At 44.2% G+C, this 1223-nt stretch carries 2 protein-coding genes and 1 pseudogene; all 3 read right to left on the bottom strand.

Annotated features, from left to right (window positions below):
- Positions 1 to 145: 145 nt before the first annotated feature.
- A complete protein-coding gene (locus F6K20_RS39135) occupies positions 146 to 352 on the bottom strand; it encodes a type II toxin-antitoxin system HicB family antitoxin (protein WP_287298549.1) in 207 nt (68 codons plus the stop codon).
- Positions 353 to 407: 55 nt separating this feature from the next.
- Positions 408 to 653 (bottom strand): UPF0175 family protein, encoded by a 246-nt coding sequence (locus F6K20_RS39130; protein WP_287298547.1) that lies wholly within the window; start codon positions 651 to 653, stop codon positions 408 to 410.
- 164 nt (positions 654 to 817) lie between these two features.
- Positions 818 to 1223: pseudogene (locus tag F6K20_RS39125) on the bottom strand (NB-ARC domain-containing protein); the annotation flags it as partial.

The raw sequence follows: 1223 nt of genomic DNA, 5'->3' as shown, positions 1-1223 counted from the left end.
TCTGCTCCCTGCTCCCTGCTCCCTGCTCCCTGCTCCCTGCTCCCTGCTCCCTGCTCCCTGCTCCCTGCTCCCTAAAACCCAGATATTTGTACCTCACAAGTCGTAAAATTGCTATAATAGGTAAATGCTTACTTTTAGGCTAATTTCAGGCTACCTCTAGTATCTTTGGAGTTGGTAACTCTTTATTAACTTGGCTATAAGCGTACACCAAATCCTCTAAAACTTCCTTAGCATTCTCAAGAGCTTCCTCATAGGTGTCACCGTGGGTACGAGCATATTTACCCCATTCGGGTAAACTAGCCACATAAGAGTTATCTTCCTCTGACCATTGAATTAAAATGCTATATTTCATGGCTCTTCTCCATTCTCGACTCTCGACTCCCTAAAACATAATCAGCTAATAATAATCACAGCAAACTTAGGGATTGTAGGGTTTTAAGGTCTGCTTCAAAATCAGCAACATCATAATTCAAATCTAAACCGCGCTTGGCCAGTTCATGCTGAAACTCCATCACGGTTAACCCCGTCCAGGCACGGACTTTGCCACTGCTGATTTTGTCTTGCTTATAGAGCATCAGGGCAATTTCAAGTTTGAATTCATCCTCAGTAATTTGGCTAGCTTCGACAATATCGTCAGGGATAACTACACTCATAGCTATACTGATAAGGGATTAGTCTATTATCAACAGTTACTTTAATATTATCAGAAATTCTAATCAATCCTAACACTGGTTCACGCCACACCCATTCAAGCTAATAATAATTCCTCTATCCTTGATTAACTCTCCCCTACTCCCTACTCCCTACTCCCTTTTCCCTACTTCCACCATCGACTAACATCATCAAGCGCTGCCACCGTTTCTCTTAGGGCTTCAATACCCCCAAACTTGATGATTAAAGGAGCTAATTCAGGAAGAGCTTCAAGAAAATGGGGACGGGTTAGACTAGCTAAACTATCAAGAATTTGTTGCCAAAGAGGACAATCAACTGAGGAAGGAGTTAATCTCTTGATCAAGCCCTGTAAGGCTTTTGCTCGGTCTGATTCATGGGAAATCCCTCTGGCGCAATCTAAGGCTTGGGGTAACACTTCCGGTAAGTGGGGGGCTAAGGCTCCTAAGGCTAATGCTCGGTGGGATTCATCGGAAAGCTCTCTGGCGCAATCTAAGGCTTCCGATAACACATCGGGTAACTGGGGGGCTAAGGCGACTAAGGCTAATGCTCGA

The organism is Moorena sp. SIO2C4, from assembly GCF_010672485.1.
GTDB classification, from domain to species: domain Bacteria; phylum Cyanobacteriota; class Cyanobacteriia; order Cyanobacteriales; family Coleofasciculaceae; genus Moorena; species Moorena producens.
This window is presented reverse-complemented; position numbering and strand designations above follow the sequence as displayed.

Excerpts from the sequence above, each read along its gene's own strand:
- F6K20_RS39135 (WP_287298549.1), bottom strand. The coding sequence starts at position 352 with ATGAAATATAGCATTTTAATTCAATGGTCAGAGGAAGATAACTCTTAT.
- F6K20_RS39130 (WP_287298547.1), bottom strand. The coding sequence starts at position 653 with ATGAGTGTAGTTATCCCTGACGATATTGTCGAAGCTAGCCAAATTACT.